This window comes from Kitasatospora sp. NPDC127111 (genome assembly GCF_042677465.1).
In the GTDB taxonomy this organism is placed as follows: domain Bacteria; phylum Actinomycetota; class Actinomycetes; order Streptomycetales; family Streptomycetaceae; genus Kitasatospora.
On the sequence record NZ_JBHXTG010000029.1, the window covers coordinates 1 to 20,480 of the forward strand.

A 20,480-nucleotide genomic window follows, 5' to 3' on the forward strand; every position below is an offset into this window, starting at 1 on the left:
AGCCCTGGCGGGGTGGGTGCCCACTGGTGGCCCCCCCACCCCCCCACCCGCCGCACCGAATTCCGGGGGACCACCCGGCGGGCCCCCGCCGGGCGGGTCCCCGGGCCACCCGGCCGGTGGCCCCCCCCCGCGGCCGCGATCGCGGTGGACGCCGGGTACCCGCCGTCCTCCACCGCGGCCGCGCCGGTCGGCGCGGGCGTGCTCCCGGTGCCGGCGGTTCCCGCTGCTCGCCCCGCGGCCGCGCGGGGACGTCCGCCCGCCGGCCGCCGTCGAGGGCGACCGGCCGCGGGTGAACGCCGAGAGCTGGTGGCCCCCGCCCCCGCGGGCGTGTCGGACACCCCCTAGATCACCCCCGCCTGGCGGGCCGCTTCCTCGAAGGCGCGGGCCACCGGGCTGCCGCGGTACGGGGTGAGCCGGCGGTGGAAGTCCCGCACGTACTCCAGCGAGCGGGCCGAGCGCATCTCGCCGGCCGCGCGCAGGGCGTCGGTGGCCATGGAGCACGCCTCGTCGAGGTCGCCCATGCCGAGCCGGGCGGTGGCCAGCACCAGCCGGCAGAAGATCCGGCTGCGGGCGTAGGCGGGCGAGCGCAGCCGCAGCGACTTCTCGGCGTGCTGGGCGGACGTCCGCCACTGCTGGAGGTCCCGGTAGCAGTGGGCGAACTCGTCGGAGAGCTGGGCCTCGTCGAAGTACCGCGCCCAGGAGGGGAGTTCGTCCCCGACCCGGGCCGCGGCCAGCGACCGCTCGGAGCGCACCAGCGCGGTCGTGCAGGCCCGGACGTCGCCGAGCAGGCCGTGCCCGCGCGCCTCGGCGGCGTGCAGCAGCGCCTGCACGGTGGGCGGAACGGCGGTGCCGACGCCCTGCTGGGCGACCCGGGCCAGCTGGACGGCCTCGCGGCCGTGGCCGAGGTGCACCGCCTGCTGGCTCATCGTCACCAGCACGTACCCGCCGAGCGCGCGGTCCCCCGCGGCCTGGGAGAGGCGCAGCGCCTGGACGAAGTAGCGCTGGGCCAGGCCGTGCGCGGCGATGTCGAAGGACGTCCAGCCGGCCAGCCTGGTCAGGTCGGCGACGGCGCCGAACAGCGCCCGGCCGATCTGCTCGCCGTACCGGCCGCGCAGCATCGGCTCGGCCTCGCTCTCCAGGTAGCGGACCAGCGCCTGGCGGGCGTGGCCGCCGCCGTAGGCGTGGTCCAGCGCGCGGAAGAGGTCGCCGACCGCGCGGATGGCGGCGATGTCGCCACGGCCGACCCGCAGCGCCGGGCGCGGCTCGCGGGCCGGGTCCGTGTACGGCGGCTCGACGGCGATGGGCGGGCGGCGGCTCTGGGTCGGCACCCGGCCGAGGGCGGTCGCCCCGGCCTGGGCGGCGGCGGCCGCGGCGGCGGGGACCCGGGCGGACGGCGCGGCGGAGCCGCCGGAGGCCGGGCCGCGGGCCGGGGCCGCGGCGGACGCGCCCGGGGCGGCGGCGGGCTGGGGGCCGGTGGCGTCCGGCCGGGGCAGGGTGGAGCCGTCCCGGGCGACCCGCTCGTCGGTCCGGCCGATCAGCCAGTCACGGCTGGGCACGACCAGCCCGGCCGGGGTGAAGGCGATCCGGCGCAGCTCGGACTGCGGGCCGTTGTCCTTGCGCCACATGCTCGCCACGATGTCCACCGCCTCCTGCGGCGTCTCGGCGAACTCCAGGCCGGCGTAGACCGGGGCGCAGGCGTCCAGACCGAGGTCCTGGGCGGTGAGGCGGCGGCCGAGCCGGCGGGTGAAGACCTCGGCGATCAGCGCGGGGGTGGCGCCGCGCGGCTGCTGGCCGCGGAGCCAGCGGGTGACCGAGGTCTTGTCGTACCGCAGGTCGAGGCCGTGCTCCAGGCCGAGCTGGTCCACCCGGCGGGCCAGGCCGGCGTGCGAGAAGCCGGCCTCCTCGATCAGCGCGGCCAGCTGGCCGTTCTGCGGGCCCGGGCCGGAGTGGCCGGCCGCGGGCGGCGGCGGGGCGGGTGCGGGCGCGGCGGACTCGTCCGGCTCGGTGACGGCGCCCTGGTGCGGTTCGGGGGTGACGGACGTGACCTGCACGGGCACTCGCAACTCGTCGGCGGTCGGGGCGTCGGGGGCGTCCGGAAGGGCCCGGCCGACCGGACCTCGGTGCTGGTCGAGCGGGTCGAGCGGTCCGTACGCCGGGCTGTCGGTTGCAGGCCGTTGGGGCATAGTCAGTCAACACCTCTCGGACGCCGCACCGGCTCCACCAGCCCATCGGCTGCCCGTGGCGGCGCCCCCTGTCGGGAATCGGCGTGAATGTAGCGAGCATTCGGGCGCTATGGGCGGTTCTGACCGAGCAATCCTCCGAACGGGTGAAGCATCGGCGCCCATTGTGGGGAAGCCAGGACAGGATGGGTTTGGCTGGTGACGGTCGGACGGCCGTTCGCCGGCCGCGGTCCGGTCATGGTGGCGTCCACCACAGTTCAACCGGGTGCTGTAGTGGCCCGCTCCATAGGAGGTGGGCTGCCGGATTCCTACCGTTCTCGACCATGGACACCACTTCAGCCCGCCCGCTCGACGGCCGCACGGCCCTGGTCACCGGTGCCGCCTCGGGCATCGGCCGGGCCTGCGCGGAGGCCCTCGCCGAGGCCGGCGCCCGGGTCCGCGTCGTCGACCTCGCGGCCGCTCCGGCCGAGGAGCTCGCCGAGCGGATCGGCGGCGTCGCGCACGTCGCGGACCTCTCCGACCCGGAGGCGGTGGAGGCCCTGCCGGACGACGCCGACATCGTGGTCAACAACGCCGGCCTCCAACACGTCGCGCCCGTGCACGAGTTCCCGCCCGACCGGTTCACGCTGATCCAGCGGGTGATGGTCGAGGCCCCGTTCCGCATCCTGCGCCGCACCCTGCCGCACATGTACGCGCGCGGGTGGGGGCGGGTGGTCAACATCTCCTCCGTCCACGGCCTGCGCGCCAGCGCCTTCAAGTCGGCCTACGTGACCGCCAAGCACGCCCTGGAGGGGCTGAGCAAGACGGTCGCCCTGGAGGGCGCGCCGTTCGGCGTCACCAGCAACTGCGTCAACCCGGGGTACGTCCGCACCCCGCTGGTGGAGCGCCAGATCGCCGCCCAGGCACTGGCGCACGGCATCCGCGAGGACGAGGTGGTGGAGCGGATCATGCTCGACCGCACCGCCGTCAAGCGCCTCATCGAACCCGACGAGGTGGCCCGCCTCGCCGTCTGGCTCTGCTGCCCGCACGCCTCCTACATCACCGGCGCCAGCCTCCCCGTCGACGGCGGCTGGACGGCGCACTGACCGGCGCGACGGCCCTGCACCCGGGCCGGCGGCGGGCGCGGCCCCTGCGGCGCCGCACCGGCCGCCGCCGCCGAGCACCTGGCCTTCTCCCCTATATCGCGCGGCAAGAGTATGTGCCCCGCCCACATGGGCCGCCGACCGGCGGATTCCTACCTTGTGGCAACACCGACCCCCCGTCCGGAAGTGGTGACCCATGAGCGGCTCCGACGCCCCGAAGAACACCAGAGCCTCACTGCCACGCGTCGTGGCCGCGAGCCTGATCGGCACGACCATCGAGTGGTACGACTACTTCCTGTACGGCACGGCCGCCGCGCTCGTGTTCGGCAAGCTGTTCTTCCCGACCAGCGATCCGCTGACCGGGACTCTCCTCTCCTTCCTGACCTACGCGATCGGCTTCGCGGCGCGGCCGCTCGGGGCGCTGGTCTTCGGGCACTTCGGGGACCGGGTGGGGCGGAAGAGGCTGCTGGTGGTGAGCCTGCTGCTGATGGGCGGCTCGACCACGCTGATCGGGCTGCTCCCGACGTACGACTCGGTCGGAGCCGCCGCGCCGGTGCTGCTGACCGTGCTGCGCCTGGTCCAGGGGTTCGCGCTCGGCGGGGAGTGGGGCGGGGCGGTGCTGCTGGTGTCGGAGCACGGCGACCAGCGGCGGCGCGGGTTCTGGGCCTCCTGGCCGCAGGGCGGCGCACCGGCCGGGAACCTGCTGGCGGCGGGCGTGCTCTCGCTGCTGACCACCGTGCAGTCCGACGCGACCTTCCTCTCCTGGGGCTGGCGGGTGCCGTTCCTGCTCTCGGCGGTGCTGGTGGCGGTCGGGATGTGGATCCGGCTGGCGGTGGACGAGTCGCCGCTGTTCAAGGAGGCGTTGAGGAAGGCCGAGGCCCGGCAGCGGGCCGAGCAGCCGCCGCTGGTGGCGGTCCTGCGGCACCACTGGCGCGAGGTGCTGGTGGCGATGGGCGCGCGGATGGCGGAGAACATCTCCTACTACGTGATGACCACGTTCGTCCTCGCGTACGCCGTGACGCACGCGCACTTCGCCAAGCAGACCGCGCTGAACGCGGTGCTGATCGCCTCGGCCGTCCAGTTCGCGCTGATCCCGGTGTTCGGGGCGCTCTCCGACCGGGTCGGGCGCAGGCCGGTGTACCTGGTGGGCGCGGTGGGGGTCGGCGTCTGGGCGTTCGTCTTCTTCGGGTTGGTGGACGCCAGGTCCTTCGGCTCGCTCCTGCTGGCGGTCACCGTCGGGCTGGTCTTCCACAGCGCGATGTACGCGCCCCAGGCGGCCTTCTTCTCCGAGTTGTTCGCGACCCGGATGCGGTACTCGGGCGCGTCGATCGGCGCCCAGTTCGCCTCGGTGGCGGCCGGCGCGCCGGCGCCGCTGATCGCGACCGCGCTGCTCAAGGACTACGGCAGCGCCACCCCGATCGCGGTGTACGTGGCGATCGCGGCGGCGATCACCGTCCTCGCGGTGCTCTGCGGCCGGGAGACCCGGGGCAGCGACCTCACCGAGGCCGGGGCCGAGGCCCCGGAGGCGACGGACGAGCAGGCCGTGACGGGGAGGGCCGCGACCGTCTGACGCCCCGGCGACCGGCGCTCGCCCCCTGAGCGAGCGCCGGCCTGTCGTACGTCTCGCGTACCATCGCGCTTCCCGTTCACTGCCGATTGGCGGCCCGCACCATGAACGACCCGCACACCAGCTCGGCGCCGGCCCTGCGGCGGCTGCTCGACCTGCTCGCCTCCGGCGCCGCCACCGAGGACTTCGCCGACGTGCTGGCCGACGCCCGCCGGCAGGGGGCGCCCGCCGCCGTACTGAACGAGATCGACGGCGCCACCTGGCAGGCGCTGCGGGTGCACCGGACGCTGCGTCAGCACCGCCGCCGGGAGGCCGAGCTGACGGCCCTGTTCGACACCGCCGGGGACCTCGCGGCCTCCCGCGACCTCGACACCGTGCTGCACGCGATCGTGCGCCGGGCCCGGATGCTGCTGGGCACCGACACCGCGTACCTGACCCTCCCGGACGAGGCCGCCGGCGACACCTACATGCGGGTCACCGACGGCTCCGTCTCGGTGCTCTTCCAGACCCTGCGGCTCAGCCTCGGCGACGGCCTCGGCGGCCTGGTCGCCCAGACCGCCCGCCCGTACGCCACCCCCGACTACCGCACCGACGAACGTTTCCACCACACCGGCACGATCGACGCGGGCGTGCTGGACGAGGGCCTGGTGGCGATCATCGGGGTGCCGCTGCTGCTCGGCGGGCGGGTGATCGGCGTCCTGTTCGCCGCCGACCGCTCCCCGCGCGCCTTCTCCCCCGACGAGGTCGCGCTGCTCTGCACGCTGGCCGCGCACGCCGCGATCGCGCTGGACACCGCCAAGTCGCTGGCCGACACCCGGGCCGCACTCGCCGAGCTGAACGGCGCCAACGAGCTGATCCGGGCCCACGCGGCCGCCGTCCAGCGCGCCGAACAGGGCCACGACCGGCTCACCGACCTGGTGCTGCGCGGCGCCGAGGTGCCCGACGTGGCCGCCGCCGTGGCCGTCCTGCTGGGCGGCGAGATAGCCGTGCTGGACACCGGCGGCGAGCCGCTGGCCGGCCGCGCCGCGCCCGCCGAGGGCCTGGCCGAGGCGGTCGCCGCGTCCCGCGCCGAGGGCCGGTCGGTGCGGCACGGCGACGCCTGGGTCTGCGCCGTGCTGGCCGGCCAGGAACCGCTGGGCACGCTGGTCCTGCTCGGCCGGCCGGACCTGGACGACGCCGACCGGCGGCTGTTCGAGCGGGCCGGCGTGGTCACCGCGCTGCTCCTGCTGCTGCGCCGCTCGGTGGCCGAGACCGAGAACCGGGTCCGCGGCGAGCTGCTGGCCGACGTGCTGACCGCGCCCGAGCGCGACCCGGCCGGCCTCACCGCGCGCGGCCGCCGGCTGGGCGTGGACCTCGGCCGCCCGCACCTGGTGCTGGTCGCCGAGCCGGCCGGCGCCGCCCTCGCCCCGGGTGCCGGCGGAAGCACCGCGACCCCCGCCACCGCCGCTGCCGCCACCGACCGCGGCCGGCTGGCGGGCGCCGCCGGGCGGTACCTGTTCGGCTCGCGCGGCATCAGCGCCGAGCACGGCGAGGCCGTCGTCCTGCTGGTCCCGGACGACGGCTCCGCCGGCGCCCCCCAGGAGGCCGCCGAGCGGGCCGCCGAGCGGCTCGCCCGGCTGGCCGGGTTCCCGGTCACCGTCGGCGCGGGCCGGCCGGCCGCCGGACCGGTCGCGCTGGCCGCCTCGTACGCCGAGGGCCTGCGCTGCGTCCGCGCGCTGCGGGTGCTCGGCCGGGCCGGGGACGGCTCGTCGGCCCGGGCGCTCGGCTTCCTCGGGGTGCTGCTCGGCGACGGCCACGACGTGGACGGCTTCGTCGGCGCGACGCTCGGCCCGCTGCTGGACTACGACGCCCGCCGCGGCACCGAGCTGGTCCGCACCCTGCGCGCGTACTTCGACTGCGGCGGCAGCCTGACCCGGGCCAAGGACGAGCTGCACGTCCACGTGAACACGGTGGTGCAGCGGCTGGACCGGGTCGAGGTGCTGCTCGGGCGGGACTGGAACCACCCCGAGCGCTCGCTGGAGCTCCAGCTGGCGCTGCGGCTGCAGCTGCTGTCGGGGGCCTGAACGAGTCCCGAACGGTCGGGCGTACAGTGGCGAGGTTGGTCTCGAACGCCCGGCAAGGAGCAGTTGGTGAGCGAGAACGTGCGTTTTGTGCGCTTGGGCATGGGCGAGGGCGCCGTCCCGTACCAGGAGGCCTGGGAGGAGCAGCAGCGGCTGCACGCGCTGCGGGTCGCGGACGAGATCCCCGACACCGTGCTGCTGCTGGAGCACCCGCCGGTGTACACGATGGGCCGGCGCACCAACCCGGCCGACCTGCCGCTGGACGGCACTCCGGTGGTCGAGGTCAACCGCGGCGGCGAGATCACCTGGCACGGCCCCGGCCAGCTGGTCGGCTACCCGATCGTGAAGCTCCCCGAGCCGATGGACGTCGTCGCGTACGTGCGCCGGCTGGAGGAGGCGCTGATCCGGGCCTGCGGCGAGTGGGGCGTGGAGACCACCCGGGTCGAGGGCCGCAGCGGCGTCTGGGTGCTGGGCGAGACCATCCCGGACGCGGTGGTCGACCCGTCGCAGGTCGTCGACATCGGCAGGCTGACCCTGCGGATGGGCCTGCCGCTCGGCATCGACCCGCGGCTGGCCGGCCCGGAGTACGCGCCGTCCAACGCCGGGCAGCGCGGCGACGACCGCAAGCTCGCCGCGATCGGCGTGCGGGTCTCGCGCGGGGTGACCATGCACGGCTTCTCGCTGAACTGCAACCCGGACATGACCTGGTTCGACCGCATCGTGCCCTGCGGCATCCGGGACGCGGGCGTGGCCTCGCTCTCCGGCGAGCTGGGCCGGGACTTCCCCGTCACCGAGTCGCTGTCCGTGGTCGAGAAGCACCTGGCGGACGTCTTCGCCGAACTGCCGGAGCCGGCGCTCAGCCGCTAGCCGCCCGGGTAACCCGGCGGTTCCGGGGAATCTACCCGCCAGTAGCTCTGTTGCCCTGCGATTGCGGGCCGCAGGCCCTGCGGAGGCCGTACAAGCACAGGCGTACCCTGGGGGTACCCCGTCTAGTTCTAGGAGTCGCACGTGTCCGCTGTCGCACCCGACGGCAGGAAGCTTCTCCGCCTGGAGGTCCGCAACAGCGAGACCCCCATCGAGCGGAAGCCCGAGTGGATCAAGACCCGCGCGAAGATGGGCCCGGAGTACAACGCCCTCCAGTCGCTGGTGAAGAAGGAGGGGCTGCACACGGTCTGCCAGGAGGCCGGCTGCCCCAACATCTTCGAGTGCTGGGAGGACCGCGAGGCCACCTTCCTCATCGGCGGTGACCAGTGCACCCGCCGCTGCGACTTCTGTCAGATCGACACCGGCAAGCCCGCCGAGTTCGACCGCGACGAGCCGCGCCGGGTCGCCGAGTCCATCGTGACCATGGACCTCAACTACGCCACCATCACCGGCGTCGCCCGCGACGACCTGGAGGACGGCGGCGCCTGGCTGTACGCCGAGACCGTGCGCCAGGTGCACGCGATGACGGCCGGCCGCGAGGGCGGCCGCACCGGCGTCGAGCTGCTCATCCCCGACTTCAACGCGGTGCCGGAGCAGCTGGCCGAGGTCTTCTCGTCCCGCCCCGAGGTGCTGGCGCACAACGTCGAGACCGTGCCGCGGATCTTCAAGCGGATCCGGCCCGCGTTCCGCTACGAGCGCTCGCTGGACGTCATCACCCAGGCCCGCGCGGCCGGGCTGGTCACCAAGTCCAACCTGATCCTGGGCATGGGCGAGACCCGCGAGGAGGTCAGCCAGGCGCTGGCCGACCTGGTCGGTGCCGGCTGCGAGCTGATCACCATCACCCAGTACCTGCGCCCCTCGCTGCGCCACCACCCGGTGGAGCGCTGGGTGAAGCCGCACGAGTTCGTCGAGCTCCAGCAGGAGGCCGAGGAGCTGGGCTTCGCCGGGGTCATGTCCGGCCCGCTGGTGCGCTCCTCGTACCGCGCCGGGCGGCTGTACCGGCAGGCGCTGGAGCGCCGCGAGCAGGCCGCGGTCTGACGACGGCCGCACACCGTGGACACCTGAGGGCGGGGCTTCGGCTCCGCCCTTCGGGTTCCCGGGGCCGCACCCTCCGGGGCCCCGGGCCGGACCATCAGGGCCCGGAGCGCCAGGGGCCCCGGGCCGGACCGTCAGGGGGCCCTGCCGGAGCGCCACGGTCCACGGCACCGCGCCGCCCAGATCCAGGGCGCTGCGCCCTTCCGGGTTCCGGGGGCTCCGCCTTCCGGGTTGCCGGGGTTCACCGGGCTTTGACGGCCGGGTCACCGACTGGTAACACGGGGTGGTGAGGATGGGACCGTTCGAATCATTTCCGCCACGAGGGGAGTCGTTCGACATGCAGGTCCGCATGCAGGCCGGAATCCGGTCGATGGGCACCGCACTGCGACTGGCCGAGAGCGTGCTGCTCGCCGGCGGCCAGCGCCAGGCCCGGCGCAACGCCTGGGCGGCGGTCTGCGAGAACCGCCGGTACGCGGCGGACCGGGAGCGCGACGCACGCTCCGGCGCGCCGGCCGCGAAGTCCGCGGGTCGTTGACGCGCGGTACCGCGTTGGTTCCGGTACGGAGTCGCGCCGGTCCGCCCGGGTCACGGTTCGGGGCGAACGGGTACCCGGGCTTGGATATCCCGTACCCACGCCACGTACCATGAGCGTTATGGCGAGGGAAACATCCGAGAACCCCGGGCGGCTGAAGCAGATCCGCCTGGCGTACACCATGACCAAGAAGGTCGACACCAAGATCGGCCTGATCATCGCCGGCGTCGGCCTGCTGACCTTCGGCGTGTTCCTCGCCATCGGCTTCGCGATCGACCACCCCATCTACCTGGGCATCCTGGGCTTCATCGTGGCCTTCCTGGCCATGGCGATCGTCTTCGGGCGCCGGGCCGAGCGCGCCGCGTTCGGGCAGATGGAGGGACAGCCGGGAGCCGTCGCGGCGGTGCTGAACAACATCCGGCGCGGCTGGAGCGCCAGCTCCACCCCGGTGGCGGTGACCCGTAACCAGGACGCGGTCTACCGCGCCGTGGGCCGGGCCGGCATCGCGCTGATCGGCGAGGGCAACCCGAACCGGGTGCGCCAGCTGCTGGCGTCCGAGAAGAAGAAGATGGCCCGGGTCGTCGGCGACGTGCCGGTGCACGACATCGTGGTGGGCAACGGCGAGGGCGAGATCCCGCTCAAGAAGCTGCAGATCCACCTGATGCGCCTGCCGCGCGCCATCACCCCGGCGCAGGTCACCGAGACCAACGACCGGCTGCGCGCACTGGGCGACCTGCTCTCCAAGGCGCCGATCCCCAAGGGCCCGATGCCCAAGGGCGCCCGGATGCCCAAGGGCGGCCAGGTCCGCTGACCCACCCCTCCCCATTCGCACGAAACGGCCCCGCCGCGGAAGCTCCGCGGCGGGGCCGTTCGACGTTGCCGCCCCTCGGGTCGCGCCCTCGGGGCCCGCGCCCCACTGTCGCGCCCCCGGTCGGACCGCTCGGGGTCGTGCCGCCCCTCGGGGCCACCCCTCGGGGCCGCCCCCCGGGTGCGGCCCCCGGGTCGGTCAGCTGCGGACGGTCAGATCCGGACCTCGACCGTGCCGACCGCCTTGTCGTGCAGGCCGCGGGTGTCGCGGTCCCAGACCAGGGCCGGCACCAGCAGGCAGAGCAGCACGGTGCGCAGCAGCACCTGCGGGATGGTGGCGCGGCTGCCGTCCAGGCGCATCACCCGCAGGCCGAACAGCCGCTTGCCGATGGTCGTCCCGGTGGTGGCGAGCAGCAGCACGGTGACGGTGAAGAACAGCGGGGTGGTCCACATGTTGGCCGAGGCCGGGGAGCCCTTGGCGATCAGCCCGAAGGCGACCAGCGAGACCAGCCAGCCGTCGACGAACAGCGCGCCCAGCCGTCGGCCGGGGCCCGCGATCGAGCCGGGGCCCTCCTCGGGCAGTCCGAGGCGCTCACCGCGGTAGCCGAAGTCGGCGCCCATCTTCTCGGCGGCCGCCTTCGGGCCGTCGATCCACGATCCCAACGCTTCTCTGGTGTCCACGAATCCACACTAACCGGGCGCACGGTCCGGGCCCGCACCGCCTCCCCGTGCCGCCGCCGCGCCGTCTCCCCCGGAGGGTGAATCGCGCTTCCCCGCACCCCCTGAGTGGTCCAGACCACTTGGCGGATGCGGACCGCACGGGCGTAGCGTTTTGCCCCGGAGCGTACGACTTTGCCGCCCGCGCGAGGGCGGCGGTTAACATTCAGGAAACGACCGGGTCACCGGTTGGAAACGGGCCATTCCTAGGGTGACCCCATTCGCACGCCGAGGAGGATGGATGTTCAACAACGCCGCCGAAGTGAAGCAGTTCATTCAGGACAACGATGTGAAGTTCATCGACGTCCGGTTCTGCGATCTCCCGGGCGTCATGCAGCACTTCTCCGTGCCCGCGGCGACCTTCGACCCGTCCGAGACCCTGATGTTCGACGGCTCGTCGATCCGCGGCTTCCAGGCCATCCACGAGTCCGACATGGCACTCGTCCCCGACCTGGCCACGGCCCGCCTCGACCCGTTCCGCAAGGACAAGCACCTCAACATCAACTTCTTCATCCAGGACCCGGTCACCGGCGAGGCCTACAGCCGCGACCCGCGCAACGTCGCCAAGAAGGCGGAGGCCTACCTCGCCTCCTCCGGCATCGCCGACACCGCGTTCTTCGGGCCCGAGGCCGAGTTCTACGTCTTCGACTCGGTCCGCTTCGACACCAGCGCCAACGCGTCGTACTACCACATCGACTCCGAGGCCGGCGCCTGGAACACCGGCTCCGCCGAGGGCGACGTCCGCGGCTACAAGGTCAAGTACAAGGGCGGGTACTTCCCGATCCCGCCGGTCGACCACTTCGCCGACCTGCGCGCCGAGATGTCGCTGGAGCTGGCCGCGGCCGGCCTGGAGGTCGAGCGCCAGCACCACGAGGTGGGCACCGCCGGCCAGGCGGAGATCAACTACAAGTTCAACACCCTGCTGCACGCCGCCGACGACCTGATGCTGTTCAAGTACATCATCAAGAACGTCGCCTGGCGGAACGGCAAGACCGCCACCTTCATGCCGAAGCCGATCTTCGGCGACAACGGCTCGGGCATGCACGTCCACCAGTCGCTGTGGAGCGAGGGCTCGCCGCTCTTCTACGACGAGCAGGGCTACGCCGGCCTCTCCGACACCGCCCGCTACTACATCGGCGGTCTGCTCAAGCACGCCCCGTCGCTGCTGGCCTTCACCAACCCGTCGGTCAACTCGTACCACCGCCTGGTCCCCGGCTTCGAGGCGCCGGTCAACCTGGTGTACTCGCAGCGCAACCGCTCGGCCGCGATCCGCATCCCGATCACCGGCTCCAACGCCAAGGCCAAGCGCATCGAGTTCCGCGCGCCGGACCCGTCCTCCAACCCCTACCTGGCCTTCTCCGCGATGCTGATGGCCGGCCTCGACGGCATCAGGAACAAGATCGAGCCGCTGGAGCCGGTCGACAAGGACCTCTACGAGCTGGCCCCCGAGGAGCACGCCAACGTCCCCCAGGTGCCGTCCTCGCTCCCGGCCGTCCTGGAGGCCCTGGAGGCCGACCACGAGTACCTGCTCGCGGGCAACGTCTTCACGCCCGACCTGATCGAGACCTGGATCGACTTCAAGCGCACCAACGAGATCGCCCCGATCGCCCTGCGCCCGCACCCGCACGAGTTCGAGCTCTACTACGACCTGTAGGGCCCCCTCCGACCTGCGGAAACGCAGGTTGGTCTCTCATCGTTTCCGCAGGTCAGGCAAGGCCCTGACCTGCGGAAACGTCTCGGGAGGGGTCGACTGCGATAGCCCCTGGGACTCGCGAGGTGAAACGAGTGTGAGCACGCGCAGATCGAACTCGCGATGATCACCCCGTTGCCCTTGCCAGCACTGGGCAGTACGCCATCTCGCCACTTTCCGTAGTCATCGCTCGCGGGCTGCCGACTCGACAGGTTCGATCTTTTGCCAGCAGCCGGGGCCGGCCCGCGCGGCCACGGGGACGACCACCACGCAGTGGGCGCCGTCCTCGCGGTGTTCCGCTGAGTACGGGTACCTGCTCCTGGACGGGCCCTCGGGTCAGAGTGCGGTGAGGAGTGCCCGGCGCAGATCGGCGCTGGTCTCGAAGCCGATCTGGGGCTCCTCCGTGAGAGCGTGGTCGATCACCTCGGCCAGGGCGCGGGGGATGTGGGGCACCCGCTCGCGGATGGGTACGGCCGGTGCCCGGAGGACCGCCAGCCACGGGTCCTGCCCGGCCGGGAAGTCGCGGGGCACGTGGCCGGTCAGGGTCCAGTACAGGCTGGCGGCGAGGGACCACAGGTCCATGGCGGGGGTCGCCCGGCGGAAGTCGACCACCTGCTGTCGCGGCACGAAGGACGGCTTGCCGGCGGTCGTGCCGGTGCGGGTGAGCCCGCTCAGGCCGGCCAGGTCGAAGGCCTTGGCGATACCGAAGTCGCTGATCTTCACGGTCGGATGCCCACCATCATTGTGGTGCAGCAGGATGTTGGAGGGGCTGATGTCCCGGTGGACGACCGAGCGTGCGTGGGCGTGCTCGAGACCTTCCAGCGCCTGGGCGTACAGCCGGACCGCCTCCGGGATCTGTCTCCGGTCCCCGCGGAGCGTGTGGAGTCGATCGAGGCTTCCCCCGGTGCAGAACTCGGTGGTGAGGTAGAAGGTGCCGTTCGCGAATCCGGCGTCGTGGAGGGTCGCGATGTTGGGGTGCCGCATCTCCTGGGTGACGAGTACCTCGCGCAGGAAGCGGGTGCGGGCCATCTGGTTCGCGGCGACCCTGGGCAGCATCACCTTGAGCGCCACCTCGTGCCCGGTGGCCTCGTGCCGGGCCAGGTAGACGGCGCCCATTCCGCCGCGGCCGAGTTCGCGCACCAGCGTGTACCCGGAGATGCCCCGCAGCTCCCCGTCGCCCGTGCGCGCGAGGTCGAGCAGGAGCGCGGCCGCGGCCTGCGGCTCGGTCCGGCAGGCGGCGCACAGGTGGTCGCCCGCGCGGGCGTTCAGCTCGGCGCTCTCCTCGCGGCCGCAACTGACGCAGCGTACGACGGCCGGGGCGAGCTGCTCGCCGCGGATGGTGACGCGGAAGACGGTGCTGCCGATCCGCAGTTCGTCGCCGTCGGCGAGCCGGTGCTCCCGGAAGGCGGTGGCGGCGCCCTGCTCCGGGGTCTGGCCCTCCTCCCGCTGCCCGATCTTCCGGTCGTTCAGGTAGGTGCCGTTGCGGCTGCCGAAGTCCCGGATGCACGCGTCGGGCGGATTGATGTCGAGCAGGCAGTGGTGGCGCGACACGGTCCGGTGGTAGTCGTCGTCGGGCAGCCGCGGGTGGCAGTCGCGGGCGCGGCCGATCAGGCAGGTGGTGCGTTCCTCGAAGGCGAACTCGGTCTTCTCGAGCTGCCCTTGGACGACGGTCAGGGTCACGGCGGCTGGGCGGGGCATGGCTGTCCGGTCTCCTCACTTGATGCCGACGGCGAAGCCGAGCACCCCGTCGGTGCACCGGACCTCGACCGACGCACCGTCGGCGAATTGCCCGTCGGCGAACCCCTCGTCGGCGAGCAGCAGCTGGCCGAGCGGCTGGACGACCAAGCGTTCGACGGCGTGTTCCAGGCCGCGCGCCCCCGCGCGGCCGGCGGCGCGGCCCTCCCGGAGCAGCAGCTCGCGCGCGGACGGGGACAGGGTCAGCGACACGGCGGGGCTCCGGTCGGCGAGTCTGGCGCGGACCTGATCGATGATCTTGTCGAGGATCTGCCCGACCGCCGTCTCGCTCAGCCGGTCGAACACGACGACCTGCCGGATGCGGCCGAGCAGCTCGGGCCGCAGCCGCTGCCGCAGGGCCTCGTGGACCGCCTCCGCCGCGGACGGCTCGGATTCACGCCCCGCCGCGGGTGGCGCGAAGCCGAGCGGCTTACGGCCGGGCGGCTGCCCGGGCACGGCGCCGAGGTTGGAGGTCAGGATGACGACCGCGTCGTTGAACGGGACCCGCCGCCCGTGCGCGTCGGTCAGGGCGCCTTCGTCGAAGATCTGCAGGAACAGGTCCAGGACCTCCGGGTGGGCCTTCTCCACTTCGTCGAACAGGACCACGCTGTGCGGGTGGTCGCGCAGCGGTCCGCTGAGCGCTCCCTCCCGGTCGTGGCCGATGTAGCCGGGCGGCGCGCCGAGCAGACGGGAGATCGCGTGCCGTTCCTGGTACTCGGACATGTCGACGCGGATCAGCCGCCGCTCGTCGCCGAACAGGAACTCGGCCACGGCCTTGGCCAGTTCGGTCTTGCCGGTGCCGGTCGGGCCGGCGAAGAGGAAGGCACCGACCGGGCGGCGCGGGTCCGCCAGCCCGCTCCGCGCGGTGCGCACGGCCGCGGCGACGGCGGCGACCGCCGCGTCCTGGCCGATGACCCGCGCGCGCAGGTGTTCCTCCATGCCGCGAAGCCGCCGCGCCTCGTCGGCCGTCACCTGGGCCAGCGGCAGCCGGGCCCGCCGGGCGACCACGGTGGCCACCTCGGTACGCCCGACGCGCGCCGTGCCCGGGGGCACCCATCCCGGGGGCACGCTGCCCGGGTCCGACGCCTCCGGCGGGACGGAACGGATCCGGAGCGCGGCGCACGCCTGGTCCAGGACGTCGATGGCCTTGTCCGGAAGCCGCTGCTCGGGCAGGTGACGGATGGTGAGGTCCACGGCCGCCACCACCGCCTCCGGGTCGATGGCAACGCCGTGGTGGGCGGTCAGGTCCTCGGCGACGCCCCGGACGATCACCAGCGCCTCCGCCCGGGTCGGCTCGTCGACCCACAGCACCTCGAAGCGCCGTTGCAGGGCCGGGTCGCCCTCGATCGTGCTCCGGTACTCGGCGGGGGTGGTGGCGCCGATGCACCGCAACTCGCCGCGGGCCAGGGCGGGTTTGACGATGTTGGCAGCGTCGGAGGCCCCGCGCCCGCCGGCGCCGAGCACAGTGTGGAGCTCGTCGACGAACAGGATCAGCCCTGGTCGTCGTGCCTCGGCCAGCACAGCATGGAAGCGTTCCTCGAACTCGCCGCGGTACTTGGTCCCGGCCACCAGAGCGGCCACCGACAGCTCCACCACGCGTGCGCCGGCCAGGCCGGGCGGCGGGTCGGCGGAGACGATCCGCCGGGCGAGCTCCTCGACGATGCTGGTCTTCCCGACGCCCGCCTCTCCCACCAGCACGCAGTTGGACTTCCACCGGCGCAGCAGCGACCGGGCCAGGGCCCGCAGTTCCCGTTCCCGGCCGATCGCCGCGGGCAGTTCCCCGGCGCGCGCGAGTGCCGTGAGGTCGCGGCCGTACCGGTCCAGCACGGGTGTCGCGCCGGAGGCGGGGGTGGCGACCTCAGCGCCGGGCTGCCCGGGTGCCGACTGACGGTTCGCCCCGGCGGCGGGCTTCGGTTCGGCCTCGGGCTTCCGGTCGGCCTCGGGCTTCGGTTTCGGTTTCGGCTCCCCCACCGGCTTCGGCCCGGGCCGGTACTCGGGGAAGAACGCGGCGAGCGGGTCCGCGACGCCGATGGAGGCGAGGAGTGCGCGGGTCGGGGCGGAGGGCTGCTCCAGCAGGGCCCGCAGCAGGTGCTGAGCCGTGGCGGTGCTGCCGCCCGCGAGCTCGGCCGCCCGGGTGAAGGCCTGGCGCGCCTGGGCGCTGCGGCGGGGTGCCGCGGCCTCCACATCACCGGGCCCGCCCTGGTCGGGCCCGCCGCCTTGGTCGAGGAGGCCGCGCAGCCGTCGGCGGAAGCGGCGCGGGTCGACGTCGGCCGAGGTGAAGCAGAGCCGCGCCAGGGCCAGTTCGATCCCGAGCCCGAGCCGCTCCTGCGCGTCCAGCCGCTGCCGGTCCAGTACGCCACTGAGGTCAGATCGGCACAGCACGGCCAGCCCCAGGAGCAGATGGTCCGGCCCGACCTCGTGCGCGCCGCCCGCCCGGGCTTCCTGCCGCGCCATCGCGAGCGTGAGCACCACGCCGCCGGCGAAGTCCGTCACCACTCCTCCCTGGCCCGGAGGTCCCAGTCGAGCTCCCACAGCCGCATGACGCCGTCCTTGTCGATCGCGAGGACGAAGTTCGTGTCGGGAGTCACCGCCAGCGCGGGCACGGTCTGCATGTGCCCGCCCAGCGTCCGGAGGCAGCGCCCGGTGGCGAGCTCCCAGAGCCGGACCTCGCTCTCCGTGCCGAAGGACAGCGCGAACTGCCCGTCGGCGCTGATGGCGAGGCTGGTGCCGTGCCTGGAGCCCGCGTCGAAGGTCCGCAGCCGGTCGCCGGTCGTGGCGTCCCACACGTGCAGCCGGCCCAGCACGCTCTCGGGGCCGCGGGCGTCGGGCATGGCAGGGTCGCGGTAGCCCTCCACGGACAGGACGAAGCTCCCGTCGGGGCTGAGCGTCGCGGTGTTGAAGGTCAGCGACGGCGCCGGGACGGCCTGGACGCACCGCCCCGAGGGCAGGTCCCACAGCCGGATCACGTTCTCGCGACCGCAGGTGAGGGCCAGGCGCCCGTCCGCGCCGAGCGACACGGAGGTGATCTTCCGTTCGGGCGCCGCAAGCCGCTGGAGCTCCCGGCCCTCGGCCAGGTCCCACAGGGACATCGTCATCGCCGTCTCCTCCACGACGAACGCGAACCTGCCGTCCGCGCTGAGGGCGGCCCGCGTGAGCCCTCGGAAGGGAAGGGTGGCCAGGCACTCGCCGGTCTCGACCGACCAGGTCTGGACGCTGCCGCCCCCGGCGTGGCCCAGGGAGACGAGTCGCTGTCCGTCCGGGCTGAACTGAACCAGGCTGACGGACCAGTGCCCGGTGTCGATGACCCGTTCGCGTCGGCCCGTGCCGAGGTTCCAGAGCTGGATCTGCCCGTCGAAGTCGGCGCGGGCGCCCGTGCGGGCGTCGGGGGTCAGCGCCACGGCGCGCACGCTGGATGCTTTCCGGGACTCGTCGTTGCCCGTCCGGAGCGACCGGGCGGGCCAGGCTCCGCGCACCCCGGTGCGTACGGTCCGGTCGCCCAACGCACGCAGCGCGCCGAGGACTTCGGGCGCGCGCTCGGAGCCGGGCAGCGCCCGGGCCCGGCCGAGCCGGTCGAGGGCCTCGCGCACCCGGCCGCTCGCCGCGGCCTGCCCGGCCTCCGCCACCAGCGCCTTCAACTGCTCCTCGGCGCCCAGCAGTTCGGTGTGCCGTCGCGGGCGGCGCAGCTGCGTGGGCGCGAGGAAGCCGCCGGGCAGCCGCCACAGCCGCACCGCGTCGTCGTAGCCGGCGGACCAGCCGTGCCCGTCGGCCGTGAACCCCACGCTCCGCACCCGGTCCTGGTGCCCCCGGAAGGTGCGCAGCACGCGGCCGGAGACCAGGTCGCAGTACAGGACCTGCCCGTGGAAGCCGCCGACCAGCAGGGAGCGGCCGTCCCGACTCAGCGCCGTGCAGGTGACGTGGAAGTCCGACTCGAGGTTCACGGTCCGCAGGCAGCGGCCGTCCCGCAGGTCCAGGATCCGGATGCCACCGCCCAGCACCGCGGCCGTGTCCCCGCTCGGGCCGAACCAGATCTCCGACACCGCGACCGGGTCGTCGACGGACCAGAGGCGCTCTCCGGTGTCCGCCCGCCACAGCTGTACGACCGACGACTCCTGGGCCTTGGTGGCGGACAGGACCAGCCGTCCGTCGGCGCCGAGTGCCACCACGCGCGTGTGCGCGGGCGTGTCGAGCGTCGCCAGGTGCCGCCCGGCGATCAGGTTCCAGACCTGGATCCGGCCGTCGACCTCGGCCCACACGGTGACACCGCCGTCGGCGCTCACCCGGACGGGCGAGCTCGCGGTGTGGTAGACGGAACTGTCCGGGTGGGGCCGGTGAACGCTCGGCGTCGGGATACCCGCGGCCTCCTTCGCGGCGTCCTCCCTGCGCTGCTGTTCCCGCTGCGCCGGGCCCCGGCCCTGGTCCCACGGGGTGACCTGGACGCTCCGGACCGTCCGGCCGTCGGTGAGGTCCCACAGCCGCACGGACCGGTCCTGGGCGGCCGTGACCGCATACCGTCCGTCGGCACTGAGCGCGGCGGAGTCGACCCGGTCGGTGTGACCGGTGAGAACCATGAACTGCCGCCCGGTACGGACGTCCCACAGCCTGACGCCGCGGCCGCCGCCGGAGGCGCGGTCGTCGCCGGAGGTGAGGGCGAGCCGGAGGTCCGCGCTGACGTCGATCGTGCAGGACGGGGTGATCCAGGACGGGAAGCCGCTCCGCCACGGCACCTGCCACTGGCCGACACACCGGGCGTCGGCGGCCTGTCCGGAGCTGAGCGCGGTGAGCGCCTGCCGCGTCTCGGGCTCGTCGCCGGCGCCCGTGCCCCGGGGCCGCAGGATGCCGCCGGCGGCCGCGAGGTCGCCGCGCTCCAGATGGACCAGGGCGGCCAGCCGATCGGCCTCCCGCGGGTCGGGCAGGTCCCGGCGCACGGCCTCGATCTCGGCCAGCAGCCGCTCGTCGGTCATTGAACCGTCGCGCCAGCGCAGCAGCCCGGCGTTGTAGACGGCCTGCGGATGCCGGGCGTCGAAGGTCAGCGCCTCGGCGAAGAGCTGCTCCGCCGCCTCCTTCCGTCCCAGGTCGAGCAGCGACAGCGCGCGGTTGTTGAGCTCGTCGGCCCGGAGGTCCGCCATGGCGGGGGCGCGGCGCCGGTAGTCCAGGCCCGTGGTCTCCCGGTGGATGCCGGCGAGCAGGTCGGCGACCTCGGCCATCGAGCCCGGCCGGACGGCGGGGTCGTCGTCCAGGCAGCGTTCGAGCAGGTCGGCGACCTGTCGGGGCATCGGCGGACGCCCCTCCCGGCCCGCCTGCTCAAGCCTGTGCGCCCGCAGCGCGGCACCCGCGGCGACCCCGGCCATCCAGGTGACACCGCCGTTGAACATCTCCAGCACCGACACGGCGAAGCTGAAGACGTCGGTGCGTCGGCCGACCCGCCCGCCCATCGCCTGCTCCGGCGAGGCGTAGGCCGGGGTCATGCCACCACCGGTGACCAGGACGGACAGCTGCCCCGCGGCCGTCACGAAGCCCGGAGCCGTCGACTGCACCGGCCTGGCCCGCGCGAGGCCGAAGTCGGTGACCTTCGCCACCGCGTCCTGAGCGCCGGAGCCGCCGTCCGCCGGGTCCAGCAGGACGTTGGCCGGCTTGACGTCCTGGTGCACCAGACCTCGTGCGTGGGCATGCTCCAGGCCCCAGGCCACCTGAATCGCGAAGTCCAGGATCCGTGCCAGGGAGCGCCGTTCGCCTCCCTCGTACAGCCGCCCGTCATGGATCCAGTCGGCCAGGCTGCCGCCGGTGACGTACTCGGCGAAGACCCGGGGCGAGCCGTCCACCGTCCGCACGTAGTGGCAGCCGCAGACATGCGGGTGCAGCCCCAGCGACACCCAGTGCTCGGCCTCCGCCACGAACCGCTCACGCGCCCGGTCGTCGCGCAGCAGCTCCGGACGCGGGCTCTTGACCGCGAGGTCGATGCCCCAGCCGAGATGGCGCACCCGGTGGACCAGCCCCATGCCGCCCTGCTGATGCACCTTCAGCACCTCGTACCGACCCTCGACAACGTCGCCCACCCGCCACGAGGACGCCCGCGCCACAGCATGCCCGCCGGCTTCCACCACCTGCGTCTCCCCCTCCGTCGCAGCCCGCGCTCCTCAACGCAGTACCCGCGT

General features: G+C 73.8%; 13 protein-coding genes. 8 read left to right on the forward strand and 5 right to left on the reverse strand.

The window, feature by feature from the left end; translation table 11 throughout:
• Positions 1–341 precede the first annotated feature (341 nt).
• The gene (locus ACFVHB_RS19120; protein WP_380323088.1) at positions 342–2,183 is read right to left on the reverse strand and encodes a regulator; all 1,842 of its coding nucleotides are present in this window, start codon (positions 2,181–2,183) and stop codon (positions 342–344) included.
• A gap of 320 nt (positions 2,184–2,503) precedes the next feature.
• Between ACFVHB_RS19120 and ACFVHB_RS19125 the strand changes: the two genes are divergently transcribed.
• The 7 genes from ACFVHB_RS19125 to ACFVHB_RS19155 all read left to right on the forward strand — a co-directional run bounded on the left by ACFVHB_RS19125 (position 2,504) and on the right by ACFVHB_RS19155 (position 10,191).
• Entirely contained in the window at positions 2,504–3,265 is a 762-nt protein-coding gene (locus ACFVHB_RS19125) for a 3-hydroxybutyrate dehydrogenase (protein WP_380323091.1), read from the forward strand.
• 193 nt (positions 3,266–3,458) lie between these two features.
• The gene (locus ACFVHB_RS19130; protein WP_380323094.1) at positions 3,459–4,832 is read left to right on the forward strand and encodes an MFS transporter; all 1,374 of its coding nucleotides are present in this window, start codon (positions 3,459–3,461) and stop codon (positions 4,830–4,832) included.
• A gap of 101 nt (positions 4,833–4,933) precedes the next feature.
• Positions 4,934–6,892 (forward strand): helix-turn-helix domain-containing protein, encoded by a 1,959-nt coding sequence (locus ACFVHB_RS19135; RefSeq protein WP_380323097.1) that lies wholly within the window; start codon positions 4,934–4,936, stop codon positions 6,890–6,892.
• 99 nt (positions 6,893–6,991) lie between these two features.
• Positions 6,992–7,756: a lipoyl(octanoyl) transferase LipB gene (lipB, locus tag ACFVHB_RS19140; RefSeq protein WP_380323298.1), complete on the forward strand. Its 765-nt coding sequence runs from the start codon at positions 6,992–6,994 to the stop codon at positions 7,754–7,756.
• A 141-nt stretch (positions 7,757–7,897) separates the two neighbouring features.
• Positions 7,898–8,851 carry a lipoyl synthase gene (gene lipA, locus ACFVHB_RS19145; RefSeq protein WP_380323100.1) on the forward strand — a complete coding sequence of 318 codons (954 nt, stop codon included), beginning with the start codon at positions 7,898–7,900 and terminating at the stop codon, positions 8,849–8,851.
• 334 nt (positions 8,852–9,185) lie between these two features.
• On the forward strand, positions 9,186–9,383 hold the full coding sequence (locus ACFVHB_RS19150; protein ID WP_380323103.1) for a hypothetical protein: 198 nt from the start codon (positions 9,186–9,188) through the stop codon (positions 9,381–9,383).
• Positions 9,384–9,492: 109 nt separating this feature from the next.
• A complete protein-coding gene (locus tag ACFVHB_RS19155; protein ID WP_380323106.1) occupies positions 9,493–10,191 on the forward strand; it encodes a DUF4191 domain-containing protein in 699 nt (232 codons plus the stop codon).
• 209 nt (positions 10,192–10,400) lie between these two features.
• Here the strand turns inward: ACFVHB_RS19155 and ACFVHB_RS19160 are convergent, their stop codons facing one another.
• Entirely contained in the window at positions 10,401–10,868 is a 468-nt protein-coding gene (locus ACFVHB_RS19160; protein ID WP_380323109.1) for an RDD family protein, read from the reverse strand.
• A 277-nt stretch (positions 10,869–11,145) separates the two neighbouring features.
• Between ACFVHB_RS19160 and glnA the strand changes: the two genes are divergently transcribed.
• Entirely contained in the window at positions 11,146–12,558 is a 1,413-nt protein-coding gene (glnA, locus tag ACFVHB_RS19165; protein WP_380323112.1) for a type I glutamate--ammonia ligase, read from the forward strand.
• A gap of 372 nt (positions 12,559–12,930) precedes the next feature.
• On the opposite strand, the gene ACFVHB_RS19170 is transcribed toward glnA, so the two are convergent.
• The 3 genes from ACFVHB_RS19170 to ACFVHB_RS19180 are packed head-to-tail and all read right to left on the reverse strand — an operon-like array spanning position 12,931 to position 20,351.
• Positions 12,931–14,292 carry a protein kinase gene (locus ACFVHB_RS19170; RefSeq protein ID WP_380323115.1) on the reverse strand — a complete coding sequence of 454 codons (1,362 nt, stop codon included), beginning with the start codon at positions 14,290–14,292 and terminating at the stop codon, positions 12,931–12,933.
• A 15-nt stretch (positions 14,293–14,307) separates the two neighbouring features.
• Complete coding sequence (locus tag ACFVHB_RS19175; RefSeq protein ID WP_380323123.1) at positions 14,308–16,821, reverse strand: AAA family ATPase; 2,514 nt, start codon at positions 16,819–16,821, stop codon at positions 14,308–14,310.
• A complete protein-coding gene (locus ACFVHB_RS19180) occupies positions 16,818–20,351 on the reverse strand; it encodes a protein kinase (protein WP_380323126.1) in 3,534 nt (1,177 codons plus the stop codon). The genes ACFVHB_RS19175 and ACFVHB_RS19180 overlap by 4 nt, the downstream gene beginning before the upstream one ends.
• Positions 20,352–20,480 lie beyond the last annotated feature (129 nt).

What these genes read in the sequence shown, in the direction of transcription:
- ACFVHB_RS19120 (WP_380323088.1), bottom strand. Translation starts at nt 2,183, where the DNA reads ATGCCCCAACGGCCTGCAACCGACAGCCCGGCGTACGGACCGCTCGAC.
- ACFVHB_RS19125 (WP_380323091.1), top strand. Translation starts at nt 2,504, where the DNA reads ATGGACACCACTTCAGCCCGCCCGCTCGACGGCCGCACGGCCCTGGTC.
- ACFVHB_RS19130 (WP_380323094.1), top strand. Translation starts at nt 3,459, where the DNA reads ATGAGCGGCTCCGACGCCCCGAAGAACACCAGAGCCTCACTGCCACGC.
- ACFVHB_RS19135 (WP_380323097.1), top strand. Translation starts at nt 4,934, where the DNA reads ATGAACGACCCGCACACCAGCTCGGCGCCGGCCCTGCGGCGGCTGCTC.
- lipB (WP_380323298.1), top strand. Translation starts at nt 6,992, where the DNA reads ATGGGCGAGGGCGCCGTCCCGTACCAGGAGGCCTGGGAGGAGCAGCAG.
- ACFVHB_RS19150 (WP_380323103.1), top strand. Translation starts at nt 9,186, where the DNA reads ATGCAGGTCCGCATGCAGGCCGGAATCCGGTCGATGGGCACCGCACTG.
- ACFVHB_RS19155 (WP_380323106.1), top strand. Translation starts at nt 9,493, where the DNA reads ATGAGCGTTATGGCGAGGGAAACATCCGAGAACCCCGGGCGGCTGAAG.
- glnA (WP_380323112.1), top strand. Translation starts at nt 11,146, where the DNA reads ATGTTCAACAACGCCGCCGAAGTGAAGCAGTTCATTCAGGACAACGAT.
- ACFVHB_RS19170 (WP_380323115.1), bottom strand. Translation starts at nt 14,292, where the DNA reads ATGCCCCGCCCAGCCGCCGTGACCCTGACCGTCGTCCAAGGGCAGCTC.